Origin of the sequence: Altererythrobacter aquiaggeris (assembly GCF_037154015.1) — a bacterium.
GTDB classification, from domain to species: domain Bacteria; phylum Pseudomonadota; class Alphaproteobacteria; order Sphingomonadales; family Sphingomonadaceae; genus Aestuarierythrobacter; species Aestuarierythrobacter aquiaggeris.
In genome coordinates this window covers 466,137-478,522 of sequence record NZ_JBANRL010000001.1, presented here as the reverse complement: position 1 = coordinate 478,522, position 12,386 = coordinate 466,137, and the positions used below count along the sequence as shown (strand labels likewise).

16 protein-coding genes are annotated in these 12,386 nt (G+C 58.9%); 6 read left to right on the top strand and 10 right to left on the bottom strand.

Annotated features, from left to right (window positions below; all coding sequences use genetic code 11):
* Positions 1 to 66 precede the first annotated feature (66 nt).
* From WFP06_RS02330 to WFP06_RS02305, 6 genes are all read right to left on the bottom strand, one after another.
* Positions 67 to 1,827 (bottom strand): SulP family inorganic anion transporter, encoded by a 1,761-nt coding sequence (locus WFP06_RS02330; protein ID WP_336985643.1) that lies wholly within the window; start codon positions 1,825 to 1,827, stop codon positions 67 to 69.
* A 5-nt stretch (positions 1,828 to 1,832) separates the two neighbouring features.
* Positions 1,833 to 2,195 carry a protein tyrosine phosphatase family protein gene (locus WFP06_RS02325; RefSeq protein WP_336985642.1) on the bottom strand — a complete coding sequence of 121 codons (363 nt, stop codon included), beginning with the start codon at positions 2,193 to 2,195 and terminating at the stop codon, positions 1,833 to 1,835.
* A gap of 9 nt (positions 2,196 to 2,204) precedes the next feature.
* The gene (locus tag WFP06_RS02320) at positions 2,205 to 2,648 is read right to left on the bottom strand and encodes a YeeE/YedE family protein (protein ID WP_336985641.1); all 444 of its coding nucleotides are present in this window, start codon (positions 2,646 to 2,648) and stop codon (positions 2,205 to 2,207) included.
* Between the two features lie 4 nt (positions 2,649 to 2,652).
* Positions 2,653 to 3,081 (bottom strand): YeeE/YedE family protein, encoded by a 429-nt coding sequence (locus tag WFP06_RS02315; RefSeq protein ID WP_336985640.1) that lies wholly within the window; start codon positions 3,079 to 3,081, stop codon positions 2,653 to 2,655.
* Between the two features lie 9 nt (positions 3,082 to 3,090).
* Complete coding sequence (locus tag WFP06_RS02310; RefSeq protein WP_336985639.1) at positions 3,091 to 4,020, bottom strand: MBL fold metallo-hydrolase; 930 nt, start codon at positions 4,018 to 4,020, stop codon at positions 3,091 to 3,093.
* Positions 4,021 to 4,096: 76 nt separating this feature from the next.
* On the bottom strand, positions 4,097 to 4,414 hold the full coding sequence (locus WFP06_RS02305; protein ID WP_336985638.1) for an ArsR/SmtB family transcription factor: 318 nt from the start codon (positions 4,412 to 4,414) through the stop codon (positions 4,097 to 4,099).
* A gap of 265 nt (positions 4,415 to 4,679) precedes the next feature.
* On the opposite strand from WFP06_RS02305, the gene WFP06_RS02300 reads away from it, so the two are divergent.
* The 3 genes from WFP06_RS02300 to WFP06_RS02290 are packed head-to-tail and all read left to right on the top strand — an operon-like array spanning position 4,680 to position 6,713.
* Positions 4,680 to 4,940 carry a hypothetical protein gene (locus WFP06_RS02300; protein ID WP_336985637.1) on the top strand — a complete coding sequence of 87 codons (261 nt, stop codon included), beginning with the start codon at positions 4,680 to 4,682 and terminating at the stop codon, positions 4,938 to 4,940.
* A 2-nt stretch (positions 4,941 to 4,942) separates the two neighbouring features.
* On the top strand, positions 4,943 to 6,103 hold the full coding sequence (locus tag WFP06_RS02295) for a PAS domain-containing sensor histidine kinase (RefSeq protein ID WP_336985636.1): 1,161 nt from the start codon (positions 4,943 to 4,945) through the stop codon (positions 6,101 to 6,103).
* Positions 6,096 to 6,713, top strand: a complete 618-nt coding sequence (locus WFP06_RS02290; RefSeq protein WP_336985635.1) for a response regulator transcription factor — start codon at positions 6,096 to 6,098, stop codon at positions 6,711 to 6,713. Before WFP06_RS02295 ends, WFP06_RS02290 begins: the two co-directional genes overlap by 8 nt.
* 88 nt (positions 6,714 to 6,801) lie before the next feature.
* On the opposite strand, the gene WFP06_RS02285 is transcribed toward WFP06_RS02290, so the two are convergent.
* On the bottom strand, positions 6,802 to 7,167 hold the full coding sequence (locus tag WFP06_RS02285) for a hypothetical protein (RefSeq protein WP_336985634.1): 366 nt from the start codon (positions 7,165 to 7,167) through the stop codon (positions 6,802 to 6,804).
* A 122-nt stretch (positions 7,168 to 7,289) separates the two neighbouring features.
* Complete coding sequence (locus WFP06_RS02280; RefSeq protein ID WP_336985633.1) at positions 7,290 to 7,487, bottom strand: hypothetical protein; 198 nt, start codon at positions 7,485 to 7,487, stop codon at positions 7,290 to 7,292.
* Positions 7,488 to 7,842: 355 nt separating this feature from the next.
* On the opposite strand from WFP06_RS02280, the gene WFP06_RS02275 reads away from it, so the two are divergent.
* A complete protein-coding gene (locus WFP06_RS02275; RefSeq protein ID WP_336985632.1) occupies positions 7,843 to 9,018 on the top strand; it encodes a DUF8173 domain-containing protein in 1,176 nt (391 codons plus the stop codon).
* Positions 9,019 to 9,153: 135 nt separating this feature from the next.
* Entirely contained in the window at positions 9,154 to 9,426 is a 273-nt protein-coding gene (locus tag WFP06_RS02270) for a hypothetical protein (RefSeq protein ID WP_336985631.1), read from the top strand.
* A gap of 130 nt (positions 9,427 to 9,556) precedes the next feature.
* Here WFP06_RS02270 and WFP06_RS02265 read toward each other — a convergent pair whose 3' ends face one another.
* On the bottom strand, positions 9,557 to 10,339 hold the full coding sequence (locus tag WFP06_RS02265; protein WP_336985630.1) for a SpoIIAA family protein: 783 nt from the start codon (positions 10,337 to 10,339) through the stop codon (positions 9,557 to 9,559).
* Between the two features lie 337 nt (positions 10,340 to 10,676).
* Here WFP06_RS02265 and WFP06_RS02260 point away from each other — a divergent pair, with 337 nt between their 5' ends.
* A complete protein-coding gene (locus WFP06_RS02260; RefSeq protein ID WP_336985629.1) occupies positions 10,677 to 11,873 on the top strand; it encodes a tyrosine-type recombinase/integrase in 1,197 nt (398 codons plus the stop codon).
* Between the two features lie 97 nt (positions 11,874 to 11,970).
* On the opposite strand, the gene WFP06_RS02255 is transcribed toward WFP06_RS02260, so the two are convergent.
* Positions 11,971 to 12,372, bottom strand: coding sequence for a hypothetical protein (locus tag WFP06_RS02255; RefSeq protein ID WP_336985628.1), 402 nt, complete (start codon positions 12,370 to 12,372; stop codon positions 11,971 to 11,973).
* Positions 12,373 to 12,386: the final 14 nt, after the last annotated feature.

Below are 12,386 nucleotides of genomic sequence, written 5' to 3'. Positions count from 1 at the left end.
TTGCCTGATCGCCAGAGAGTCGCGAATAGGGGAATCTCCTGATCTTGGTGCGGCAGACCTGCCGCCTCAGATCATGCCGCGCGCCTGAAACGGATCATCGCTCGGTTCGGCTTTGATAATAGCCACAACTGCAGAAAATGCGCGGTCCTGCGAAAGAAACACATCTCCGCTCAAATTCCGCAGGAAACCGGTTTCGGCCAGCCGGTCTATCACAGGGCCTTTGACTTCGGACAGATGCAGAACGATCTTCCCGTCGGCGAGGCGGTGGGCGATCGCCTCCAGGCTCTTCAAGCCCGATGCATCGACCGAATTGACTGCCGAGAACATCAGGATGACGTGCTGCAGTGCGGGGCGTTCGGCAACCCGTTCAAGGACGAATTCCTCAAGCCACCGCGCGTTGAGGAAAGTCAGGCTTTCATCAACCCGGATCGACAGAAGTTCAGGCAAAGTGATGACTTCATGGCGCAGGACATTGCGGAAATGTTCGGTTCCCGGCACGCGGCCGACAATCGCCGCGTGGGGGCGCGATGCCTTCCACAAATAAAGCAGCAGACCGACTGAAACCCCCGCGACCACACCCATTTCAACTCCCAGCAGCAGCGTGATGCCTATGGTTGCGATATGCGCGGCAAAGTCGGTCCGCGAATACCGCCACAGTTGGACCGGAGTCTTCAGATCCACCAAACTCAGGACTGCCACGATTATCGTGGCGGCCAGCGTCGCGACGGGCAGGTTGAACAGCAGCGGCATAAGAAACAGTGCAGCCAGCGCTATTCCGATTGCCGTAAACGCGCCTGCAGCCGGTGTTTCGGCCCCCGCATCGAAATTTACCGCCGACCGCGCAAAGCCCCCGGTGACCGGATACCCTCCCGACAGGGCGGAGGCGATGTTCGAGGCGCCGAGCCCGATCAATTCCTGGTCGGGATCGATACGCTGGCGGCGTTTGGCGGCCAGCGTCTGGGCAACCGAGACACTTTCGACGAACCCGATGACCGAGAGCAGCAGCGCAGGCACCCAAAGCTGTGCGATCAGTTCCGGAGCGAACGAGGGCAGCGCGAAGGGCGGCAGCCCTTGCGGAATCGCGCCGACCAGCGTGACGCCCTTTGCGCCCAGATCAAACCCGGCAACAGCCAGAATCGTCACGGCCACCGCTGCGACGGGACCGGCCCGGGCGATTGCACCGGCAGCAGCATCCGTAGCTCCCAGCCTATGCAGCGCGGGCTTGGCCCCGCCCCGAACCCAGAACAGAAACACGACCGCCGCAATCCCCAGTGCCAGCGTCCACCAATTGGTCTGTCCGACCGCCCCGGCCAGATTGGCAAGCATGTCCGGCCAATTATCACCCGGGGCGGACACGCCGAGAATGTGTTTGAGTTGACTGGTGGCAATCAGGATGCCGCTGGCAGTGATAAAGCCCGATATAACCGGATGCGAGAGCAGATTTGCCAGAAACCCGAGCCTCAGCGCTCCCATGATAGCAAGCATGATACCCGACAAGGCTGCGAGCGTTATCGCCGCCTCCAGATATTCGGCTGTCCCCTGCGCGGCAACCGCACCCGCCGCGGATGCGGTCATCAGCGACACCACCGCGACCGGCCCCACCGCCAAAGTCCGGCTGGTCCCGAAAACAGCATAGGCCGCCAGCGGAAGGATCGATGCGTAAAGACCGACAACCGGCGGAAGTCCGGCCAGCAATGCGTAAGCGAGGCTTTGCGGGATGAGCATGATGGTCACGACCACCGCTGCCATAAGGTCAGCGCCCAGCGCTGCTTTGCTGTAGGTCCGCCCCCATTGAAGGATCGGTAAATAGCGCGAAAGCGATGCCATCTGCGCTATCGCGCGTCAGGTTCACGGTGTGCCGGCGGCATTTTGCAATATTCCTGCCAGAGCAAGGTCGAGCGGGCGCCGCTGCGGCAATATGCCAGAACCGGTGTTTCCATCGTCGCCAGCACTTGCTTCAGCATGACCGCCTGCTGCGTGCAGGGTTCGCCCGGCACAACCGGGATATAGGCAAATCCAAGGCCCAGTTTCTGCGCGGCAATTTCCATCGCCTGGGCTGATGGTTGATCGGGCGCTTCGCCGTCTGGCCGGTTATCGACGATTGTCCGGAACCCGAGCCGGGCCGCGTGCTCCAGATCATCCCGGGTCAATTGCGCGCTAACCGCATAGTGCGGTGAAAGGCGAGTGATATCCATTGTCATGTCCTAGCTTGCCAGCGAGCTGATGAACCCCGGCCGCCGATCGACCAATATGCCGTGCAGCCACATTCCCGCGACCATCGCAACAACGAACACCGCGGTTTGCCAGGCACCGAATGCCAGCCCCGCCAATGCCGGACCGGGGCAATATCCGGCCAGCCCCCACCCCGCCCCGAACATCGCACCGCCAACCATAAGCTGGGGATCGATCACTTTGTTTTCGGGGATGTGGAAGGTCGGATGAAAGACCGGACCCTGCATCCTGCGGGACATAGCGTATGCGATAGCCGACGGGATCAGCGCGCCGCCCATCACGAAGGCGAGCGAGGGATCCCAACTGCCGAACAGATCGAGAAATGCAATGACCCGCGCCGGATTGACCATGTCGGACAATGTCAGTCCAGCACCGAAAATCGTCCCGGTCAGCAATGCGATGAACAATTTGCGCATCGGCTCAGCCCCCCACCATGTAGCGCGCCATGCCCACCACGATCACGCCGGCAGTCATAAAGGCTGCGGTGGCCGCGAACGAGCGCGGCGACAGACGTGACATGCCGCACACGCCGTGTCCGCTGGTACAGCCGCTGCCAAGCCGGGTGCCAAATCCGACCAGCAATCCGGCCGCAATCAGTATAGCCACCGACGATGTCACTATCACATCCGGCTGGCGCAAGAACATATTGACGGCGACGGCCCCAAGCGGGAGCCCGGCGACAAACATTGCGGCTTCGCCCCGCCCGGGCCCGCTGCTGGCAATTCCCAATGCGCGCGCTGTCAGGCCGCTGACCCCTGCAATCCTTCCGGACATAAGCAGAAGCAATGCTGCTGCGAGCCCGATGAGGACCCCTCCCGACAAGGCGACCAGCGGATTGAGCGGTTCCATATTCTTTCCTTACAGTGTGTTGAGCGGCAACTTCAGATACCGGGTTCCGTTATCGTCCGGTTCGGGGAAGTGTCCGGCGCGCATATTGATCTGGATCGACGGCAAAATCAGCCGCGGCACACCCAGCGTCGCATCACGGGCTGTGCGCATGGCCACGAATTCGTCCTCGCTCACGCCTTCATGAACGTGGACATTGGCTTGTCGCTGCGAACCGATGGTGGTTTCCCAGGCAAATTCGGCCCGGCTAGGGGCCTTGTAATCATGGCAAAGAAATACGCGTGTTTCGTCAGGCAGCTGCATAAGGCGGCGGATCGACCGGAACAGAACCGCAGCGTCGCCGCCGGGAAAATCCGCGCGTGCAGTGCCGTAATCAGGCATGAACATCGTATCACCCGCGAATACCGCATCACCGATGACATAGGCCATGTCCGCCGGGGTATGTCCCGGGACATGCAATGCGGTAAAAGGGATTTCGCCTATTTCCATTCTGTCGCCATCGGCAAACAGATGGTCGAATTGCGAACCGTCATGCGCGAAACCGGCGCCTTCGTTGAAAATCTTGCCGAAGACTTTCTGAACAGTCAGGATTTCCTGCCCGATAGCGATTTTGCCGCCCAGATGTTCCTGCAAATAGGGCGCTCCCGACAAGTGATCGGCGTGCGCATGGGTTTCCAGCAGCCAGTCGGCCGTCAATCCGTGCTGACGGACATATTCGATAATCAGGTCGGCCGAATGCGTTGAAGTGCGGCCTGACGCCTGATCGAAATCAAGCACCGGATCGACGATGGCGGCACGCTTCAGGGCCGGATCGTGAACGACATAGCTGGCAGTAAAGGTCGCCTCGTCAAAAAAGGCCTGTACTACTGGGGCCCGGACGTCGCCCCGCAGCGCACCTTTTACTTGTTCCTGTGCCAGTTTCAGGGCTGGGTCGGTATGCATTTATCGCTCCTCGGTACTGGTATGAATTAAAGATATGCTGCCCGTGCACATTACGGGAAGTTCCGTAACGCCGCCGCTAGGCAAGCCGGGGACAATAAATCGAATGCAGCAATTCCAGCACCTGCAGCGCGCGCGGGTCCGCCACACGGTAATAAAGTGTCTGCGAATCGCGCCGGTAAGCAACCAGCCCCTGCTGGCGAAGCTTCGCCAGATGCTGCGAGAGTGCTGACTGGCTGATACCGATGCGTTCGACAAGCGAACCGACCGGCAATTCGCCTGCCGCCGCAAGATGACACAGGATCAGCAGGCGCGAATTGTTGGACAGTGCACGCATCAGCGCTGCCGCTTCTCCCGCGCTTGCTGTCATCGCGGCCAGATCGTCCATCATTTTCATAGAAACAATATATTCAAAGTTTCTAAATTAGCAAGGCCTAATATGATATGTGAGAGAGTGAGTTGGCATCCCGGCATCCGCATTTGCAGCGGGATTATTTGCGGTTCTCCCGGCTGATGGAATGGCGATACACAGTTCCAAAGCGCCCAATCTTGACCCAAACGCGGCCCAAAAGTGGTGCCGAGCGCGTACGGACATCCCCTTAGAGAGATTTCCCGATCGATCGGATAGCCGGGGCAAATACCTGCCACCCAGGGAGCCGGAAATGATGCAGACCTTGTCCGACATTCACGGCGTCCCGGGCCGGCAGCGTCACGCATCTATTGCGCAAACGCGGCGCATTCCGGGAGTTTTCAACCAGCTTATTTTCGCCGGAATGGCAGCAAGCCCCGGCAGCGTTTGCCCGTCATTTGCAGCCGATACAGTGAGCGGACGTGAGCGGAGCCCGCCCGAACCGGGTGTCCGGCATAATCGGGGCAAAGCGCGCGCTGTTGTCAAGCGCGCCCCGGACGGGCACCCTGCTTGAGTATGATTAATAACCCGGCCCCGTCTGGCGCACCTGCTCCGCAACTTTTCGGCGAGTTGGCCAGCCTGCACGCGTTGATCGACACAGTGCCCGACGCGATGATCGTGATCGACACCGGGGGGAAGATCCTGTCATTCAGTCAGGGGGCCGAGCGTATGTTCGGCTATTCGGAGGCCGAAGTGGCAGGCGAGAATGTCAGCCTGTTGATGCCTTCACCCGATCGCGAGCGGCACGATAGCTACCTGCAGCATTACATGACCACCGGCGAGCGGCGCATAATCGGTATTGGCCGCGTGACCACTGCACGCGCCCGCGACGGTGCCACATTCCCGATCGATCTGTCGGTTGGCGAAGTCAAACTTGAGGACAGGCGTGTGTTTGCCGGGTTTATCCGCGATCTCACCGACAGCAGGCAAACCGAAAAACAGCTTCATTCGCTGCAGTCCGAACTGGCTCATGTATCGCGTATTTCCGCTATGGGCACGCTGGCAACGTCACTGGCACATGAATTGAACCAGCCACTGACGGCAATCGCCAACTATGTCGAAGCCTCGATTGATCTGCTGGCTGATCCCACTGCCGAAAACATTACCCATGTTCGCCATGCGCTGCAGGAAAGCGCCGACGAGGCAATCCGTGCAGGGCAGATAGTGCGACGGCTGCGCGAATTTATTTCCCGCGGCGAAACGACCCGGCATTTTGTCAGCCTGTCCAAAATCGTGCGCGAAGCCACTGCGCTGGCTTTGATCAACGGCGATGCCCGTGATGTCGAATTCGGGCAGGTGCTCGCCAAGGAGGATGACCGGGTTCTCGTCGACGCAGTGCAGATCCAGCAGGTGTTGGTGAACCTGATCCGAAACGCGGTCGAAGCGATGCAGGACAGCCCGGTCAAGCGATTGCTGATCACCAGCGAAATGGGGCAGGATAATCTGATGGTCGTAACCGTCAGCGATAGCGGACCGGGCCTCGACCAGCATATTGCCGAACGCCTGTTCCATCCGTTCGTCAGTACCAAGGCCAGCGGAATGGGGCTGGGATTGTCGATCTGCAACACAATCATCAACGCGCATGGCGGCAAGATCTGGGCCGAACCGTCGCCCATGGGCGGCACACAGTTCCACTTCTCGCTGGTTACGGAAAGGACGGCAGCAGACAATGGCTGATTGTCAGGTATATCTGGTGGACGACGACGAAAGCGTGCGCCGTTCGCTATGCTTCATGCTCAAGACTTCGGGCTACAGGGTGGAATCTTTCGATACCGGCGATGCATTCCTAGCGGCCATAGGCCAGCTTTCTCCGGGTTGTATCCTGCTCGACGTGCGGATGCCCGGCACGGACGGACTGCAAGTGCAGAGCGAACTGAACAATCGGGGGGTCAGCTATCCGGTGATCGTGATGACGGGCCACGGCGACATCGAAATGGCTGTGACGGCAATGAAGGCCGGCGCGACCGATTTCATCGAAAAACCGTTCGAGAAAGTTACCTTGTTCGAGGCGCTGCAACATGCCGCGAACCGGCTGGCGAATAACGACCGCCGCCATGCGCGGCGCGATGAAGCGCGGGTTCTGATCAACGTCCTGACACCGCGAGAGCGCGACGTGCTTGCCGGGCTGGTCAGGGGGCATCCCAACAAGACCATCGGCTATGATCTGGGGATCAGCCCGCGCACGGTTGAAATCCACCGCGCAAATGTGATGGGCAAACTGCAGGTCAACAATCTTTCCGACCTGCTTCGCATCGCCTTTGCAGCCGGCGTCGGCGAAGCAGAGTAACGGCCTGCGAAGCAATCACCCCCACCCCGCCGATCAACAGCCGCCAGACGATAGCCGCCAGACTATAGCCGGTGCGGACGGGCCGGGTTCAGACCGGCACCACCGATGCGATGCGATAGGGCAGCCGGTCACCGCCGGGTTCGGTCACGGTAATGTACTCTCCTTGCCGGATCGGGTGGTTTTCCAGATGAAACAGGTTCTCGTCATCATCGTCACCGACGGCATAAGAGAAAACCCAGCCGTTTGGCGATTTCAGTATATAGCCTGACTGATCGGGCTCGTTGGGCCAGAAGCGCCTGATAGTGGCGCTCCCCGGATCGGCACTGCGTTCTGCCTCATCGATAAATCCTGCCTCGTCCAGCGGGATACGGATGAGGTATGACCGGCTGGCGGAGCCGGATGGAAACTCGTCAGTCCGGGCGAGTTCGAACTTTACGATATACCAGTTGCTCATGGGTATCTCCCGCAAATCAGTAGCTCTCGCAATTTACGGGTGTCTGCGCGGGTAAATATACGCAAACCTACGCATGACGGGCCGCAACCGTGCGTGTTTGCCGGCCGCGCGCCGGCGAACCGCTAGCGCTGTCCGGATTGGCTGCGCCCGGTATTGACCGAAGGAAATTCCTCCGGACTGCGACCGGGTTCTTCGACATCGGGCTGCGGCGGGTCCACTTCGGGCGGCTGGGTTGGTGCAGGCTCGTCCGGCAAACCCGGCGTTTCTGGCGGAGACTGCGGATCGATCCGGTCCGGGTCGTTTGGCGGCGTAGTGGCCATGGTCTGGTGCCTTTCTCGTAAATGGAACGCGCCTTGTATCACTGTAGATGACGCGGGTTGCCGGGTGCGACTATCCGGTTTCGCTTGATCCCGTTATTTCTGACCATACGTAATTCAACATAAGGCGCAAATGGTTACCCAGCGCAAACCGGGTCCAAAAATGCGGCAGCGGGCCGGATATGGACGCCAATCGGATCTGCGCGGGAAGCGGCGTGCCTGCGGCGATCGCTGCCGCGTAGAGATATGCCACGCTTGGTAAGGACAATTCCCTACAGATCGGCACCGCGCTTTCGGCAATCATGCGTCCCTATGCCAAACCGGCGTGTTGGCCGGTTGCATCTGGAAGGGGCACAAAATGGCTTTCCATTCGCGCATGTTTTCCCGTCTCGTGGCGCTGCCCATCCTCGTAATCCTGGCCTTGTTCGCTGCCAACCGCGTCAATCCGCAGATCACCGGCGAAATCGGCGAGAACATCGATGTCGGTATCAAGGCGCCCGACATGTCGTTCTTCTCGGCCGAAGACATCAACCTCAAAATCAATTCGATCGACGATGTCTTTGCTGCAGGCGGCAGAGTCCGGGTCGATGCAACGAGGGCAGACCATCTGGTTATCGCCGGGAGTGAAATTTCGGTCAGCAACGCGGCTTTGCAAGACCTGTTTGCTGTCGGCGGAAAAATGGACCTGAACAGCGGCACCGTAGCAGACGATATTGTGGTCGCTGGCGGTTCGATAAAGGTCCGGCCAACATTTTCCATCGGCGGGTCGGCGGTAATGGCGGGCGGGGATGTGCGGATGGAAACATCCGTCCCGGCCGATCTGCGGATCGGAGCGGGAAGTGTTTATGTCAATGCAGCCGTGGGCGGTGATGCGCGGCTGAGCGGCGATGCGGTCCGGCTTGGCCCGGCGACGCGGATCGCGGGTGATCTGTTATACCGGACAAGCAATCTCGTGATCGAGCCCGGCGCGGTCATAACAGGCCGGCGGCTAATCCTGCCTGCGCAAGACCAGTCGGCTTTCGAAAGCTGGGGACGCGGCGCGGGCGAACTGTTTCCTGTCATCACTCTGGCCGCCGCGGCCGGGTTTGCCATCCTTGTCGTGGCAATTGCTTTCGCGGTGCCGGGTCTGATGCGATCTTCAGCCCGGTTCATCCGCACCTCGCCCCTTCGCAGTCTGGGGATCGGAACAATCATCGCGGCTGGTGTGCCGGTCGCGATAATCCTGCTGTTTTTCACGGTAGTGGGGGCACCGCTAGGTTTGCTGCTTGGCGCGATTTGCCTTGCTGTCACCCCCGTTGCGATTGCCGCCACAGCCTTTCTGATCGGCATGGAGATGCGCCGGGTGATGTCCGGTGCGGGTGAACCACCAGCCCGTCTGCCCGCGCGGCTACTTTGGCCTGCAGCGGGTGCCGCCGTCATCCTGATACTGGGTTTGATCCCGTTTCTGGGTATGCTTGTGTGGCTGCTTGCAATGCTGCTGGGTTTGGGAGCTGTCGCGAGCAGAGGCGGCAAGGCGCTTGCCAGCATTGCCTGACACGACCGGCGTCGCGACTTAAGGCAGGCCATGGACATCAGGCCAGGACCATCTGGCTAGGGACATTTACATATTTATTGAAGTCAATTGCCCGGTCATTGCGGGGGGAGTGGGTACTTCAAGGGGAAGAATATCATGTCACAGGTAGATCAGAACCGTCCGTTACTGCGTAACTTGCTGATAGCCCTGGTTCTGGCAGCGGGTCTGATCGGTGCCTTCTGGATCTGGCGCCAGTCCGAGCAGACACAGGCCCCCGCGCCGATAACGACCACCAACCCGTCACCCGAATGGACAACGGCGCCCGAAGGCGGTGTCCCGGTTACCTTGCCCGAAACGCAGATGACCAATGCGCCGTTGGAGGAACCTGCACCCGAAGAAGGCCAACCAGACATTGAGCCAACCGGTTGAACCCGCCCGGAGTTGCGTGCTTCCGGTACGAAATGACAGGGCGAATGACAGCGCGAATGACAGGACGAATGACAGGGCGAATGACAGCGCGATAGCCGGGAGGAAACTGTGCAAGACATTATCCGCCCGGTCAGGCTTCGGCGAGCGGGCGTTCGATCACCGGTTCCGCGGCGAGCCATTCCCATGCCCGCGCCTCGTCTTTCAGATCGAAGGTGCGCAGATCGGCTTTGAGAAGCGGATCGATAGTCTTGACCAGTTCGCGCATCCACTCCGGCCCACCGACCAAGGCGTATTTCTCGTTCAGCCTGAGCAGGCCCAGTTTCATTTTCGCATATTCCCGGTCCAGCAGGATGGCAGGATCGAACCCGTCGTATAATGTGTACCGCACGAGCACTGCTCTCGGGCGATGCTCGGCCCGCAGCGCGTTAACTTCGCGGGCCATCCGGTCCACCTCTTCATGCCCCAGATGGCCGCTGACTTCGAATCCCAGCACATCGTTTTTGTCGGTCTCGATAATCCGGATATTATGCCCATAAGGCAGATCATCGCGGCCCTCGACCCAGGCCAAGGCTGCATCCCGCTGGCCGGGTGTGAATATGCGGTAGGTTACCTTGTCCAGTATGGCGCTTTCGACCCGTGCCAATGCGCGTATCCAGCCTTGGTCACTGACTACCGCGACGCGTCCAAAGCGGTCCAGCCTGTCGAGCAGCGTCCGGTCGATCGATATGCTTTTGAACAGGATATCCAGATCGAAGCCTTTGAACTGCATAATCTCCGCATAGACATTAACACTTGCGGCAGATGCCAGCGCTTCTTCCAATTTCTGATAGGCCCGTTCGAAATCCTCGTAATGCATCCGGCCAGTCAGCCGCATGGCAACAGTTCCGGCAGGTTGTGGCAAAAAGTCGAGCATGTCGGCCTCCTCGCTGGCTGTCGAGTGCCAGTATCAAACAACAAGAAGCGTTGAATAACAGCCAGCCGGCGGCCGTTCTGTAGGGACATGTCCTTATCCGCGCGCCTGCCCGTCGGCGCGGCGTATATAAGGAAAAAAGGTGGTGAGCCCTGCTGGGTTCGAACCAGCGACCTACTGATTAAAAGCCCCGCAACCTATTGTAATTAGGTGCTAATCAGGGGCCGTTTAGGGCTCGCGAGGCTGTAAAACTACGACATTCAGTCATTCAGCGTCAGCCGACGGCAGCCAAGGATAGGGGCCGTTCGGTACTCGGCGCGGTGTTTATGGAGAATGTCGTATGGCCGGTTTGAATTTAACAGAAGCCCGCATCAGGGAATTGCCCCTAGGGTCAGGAATACACAGAGACAGTCAGGTCAAAGGCCTGATGGTGATTTGCCACAAGACCACAAAGTCCTATGCCTGCCAGGGCGATGTCAGGCGTAATGGTCGGCATGTGCGCACAGTTCGGATGAAGATCGACAGGGTGGACCGTATCGGTCTGCGTGACGCCCGCAACAGGGCAAAGGCTCTGATGTCGCAAATCCAGTCCGGTATCGATCCGACCGATGGACCTGATGAAACAGGGATCACGCTTGAACGGGCGATGGAAGCGCACATCGAAGAAAAGCCGCTTCGCCCGCGCAGTGAGGAAGGCTATCGCTACCACCTCAATCACTACCTGAAGCATTGGAAGAAGAAGGCCGTGGCCGATATCTCCCGCCAGATGGTGCGTGACCTGTATGCCGAGATGAAGCGCAAGAATGGCAACACCACCGCCGGTTCGGTCATGCGGACATTGAGGGCTGTGATAAACACGGCCATGCGGATTGATGAAACCCTGACCGGCAATCCGGTTGCTGCTCTGCATGTCCCTTCCAATAAGCGGCGCAAGGTCGCCCCACTCGATATTCCAGATTGGTGGGAGCGGGTGATGAAACTGAAGCCGCAGCGCCGTGATCTGCATGTTGCAATGTTGCTGACTGGTGCTCGCCGCTCGTCAATCCTGCTGGTGAAACGTGAGGATGTGGACCTTGATCGCCGTATTCTCACCCTCACCCACATGAAAACCAGTGACGAACCGCTTCAGCTACCAATTGGCAACGGTCTGGCCATGATACTGGAGCAAAGGATGAGGGCTGATGCACCCTTGGGCAGTGACTGGCTGTGGCCATCGCCAAACAGCCGCAGTGGCCATATCGCAGAGCCAAGGGATGATGGACTGCCCAGCCCGCATGAATATCGCCACCACGCCAGAACACTCTTTATTGCAGCAGGTGTTCCCTATGCCGAAAGTGCCTTGCTACTTGGCCAGAAACTGCCTGGCGCTTCAGGTGGCTACGTCCATGCCTCACACCTTGTAGAACAGCTAAGAAGCTATGTTCAGGCACTCGAAGACATGATCTTTGCGTCTGCCGGTGCGAAGTTCACCGAGGCTCCTGATGGGACTGTAATCGACCCTATGGGATTCACATTAGTGCTGCCTGCTCCTGAATGATGGGATAACGGCCAGGGGCTGTCAGATACCCAGACTGGGCAAGTCCCAATGAGAGGTCGGAACTTGCGGGTTCCGACCTCTTTGCTTTTTTGGCATTTCAATTGCGCAGATTATCGATGGACCAGACCCTTCCACCAGATGTCTGATACTTCCAATTTCCGTTCCAAACGTTCTCCGCTCCTGCTGCAATTGACGCGTTCAACTGGTTAAGTGAAGCGTAGGGCTTACCGTTGTCTGCACGGACCCACTGGCCTCCTGTAGCTACGGCATCAAACCGTTTTCCTTTGTAGTCGCGGAAAATCCGGAACCCCTCCTCAAACGACACGTCGTTTCTGCTGTCATAGAAGCCGAGCCCCGACGAAACTTTAACTGACCCATTGCTTGATGACTTAGGCTTTTCCACTTTCAAGATACGCTGAAGCACTTCATTCTCATTGTTCTCGCTGGGCAGCCGAGCGCTCCATATTGCAGCATAAACATCAGTCGAAATTTCAATCATACGCTTAGACATCC

Coding starts and splice junctions, on each gene's coding strand:
- WFP06_RS02255 (WP_336985628.1), bottom strand. CDS start 12,372: ATGATTGAAATTTCGACTGATGTTTATGCTGCAATATGGAGCGCTCGG.
- WFP06_RS02315 (WP_336985640.1), bottom strand. CDS start 3,081: ATGGAACCGCTCAATCCGCTGGTCGCCTTGTCGGGAGGGGTCCTCATC.
- WFP06_RS02325 (WP_336985642.1), bottom strand. CDS start 2,195: ATGGATATCACTCGCCTTTCACCGCACTATGCGGTTAGCGCGCAATTG.
- WFP06_RS02320 (WP_336985641.1), bottom strand. CDS start 2,648: ATGCGCAAATTGTTCATCGCATTGCTGACCGGGACGATTTTCGGTGCT.
- WFP06_RS02260 (WP_336985629.1), top strand. CDS start 10,677: ATGGCCGGTTTGAATTTAACAGAAGCCCGCATCAGGGAATTGCCCCTA.
- WFP06_RS02300 (WP_336985637.1), top strand. CDS start 4,680: ATGATGCAGACCTTGTCCGACATTCACGGCGTCCCGGGCCGGCAGCGT.
- WFP06_RS02265 (WP_336985630.1), bottom strand. CDS start 10,339: ATGCTCGACTTTTTGCCACAACCTGCCGGAACTGTTGCCATGCGGCTG.
- WFP06_RS02270 (WP_336985631.1), top strand. CDS start 9,154: ATGTCACAGGTAGATCAGAACCGTCCGTTACTGCGTAACTTGCTGATA.
- WFP06_RS02280 (WP_336985633.1), bottom strand. CDS start 7,487: ATGGCCACTACGCCGCCAAACGACCCGGACCGGATCGATCCGCAGTCT.
- WFP06_RS02285 (WP_336985634.1), bottom strand. CDS start 7,167: ATGAGCAACTGGTATATCGTAAAGTTCGAACTCGCCCGGACTGACGAG.
- WFP06_RS02330 (WP_336985643.1), bottom strand. CDS start 1,827: ATGGCATCGCTTTCGCGCTATTTACCGATCCTTCAATGGGGGCGGACC.
- WFP06_RS02305 (WP_336985638.1), bottom strand. CDS start 4,414: ATGAAAATGATGGACGATCTGGCCGCGATGACAGCAAGCGCGGGAGAA.
- WFP06_RS02310 (WP_336985639.1), bottom strand. CDS start 4,020: ATGCATACCGACCCAGCCCTGAAACTGGCACAGGAACAAGTAAAAGGT.
- WFP06_RS02275 (WP_336985632.1), top strand. CDS start 7,843: ATGGCTTTCCATTCGCGCATGTTTTCCCGTCTCGTGGCGCTGCCCATC.
- WFP06_RS02295 (WP_336985636.1), top strand. CDS start 4,943: ATGATTAATAACCCGGCCCCGTCTGGCGCACCTGCTCCGCAACTTTTC.
- WFP06_RS02290 (WP_336985635.1), top strand. CDS start 6,096: ATGGCTGATTGTCAGGTATATCTGGTGGACGACGACGAAAGCGTGCGC.